The 279-nt window shown below is 40.9% G+C and carries 1 protein-coding gene; it reads left to right on the top strand.

Going from position 1 to position 279, the window contains the following annotated elements:
* A partial coding sequence (locus R2R70_RS19785) for a cell division protein ZipA C-terminal FtsZ-binding domain-containing protein (RefSeq protein ID WP_410978866.1) occupies nt 1-257 on the top strand: 257 nt, incomplete at its 5' end.
* Between the last annotated feature and the right edge of the window lie 22 nt (nt 258-279).

Raw genomic sequence — 279 nt, forward strand, 5'->3', positions numbered from 1 at the left:
TGTTTAGATTAGTTAATATGTACAACCCAGGAACGTTCGATATAGACAATATGGAACAGTTTAGCACCGCAGGTGTTAGCTTATTTATGACCTTGCCGTGTGACGGTGACGGACTAGCAGCCTTTAATATGTTGCACAGTGCGGCTAAAAAAATAGTCGACGAATTCGGCGCGCACATATTAGACGCAGAACGCGAAGTAATGAGTGTTGAGCGTGTAAGGCAATATGTTGAGCAGGTTCGTGCTTTTTCAGCGTAACAATTTGTAATATATAATTTTT

This window comes from Cobetia sp. SIMBA_158, assembly GCF_046566945.1.
Lineage (GTDB): Bacteria > Pseudomonadota > Gammaproteobacteria > Pseudomonadales > Halomonadaceae > Cobetia > Cobetia amphilecti.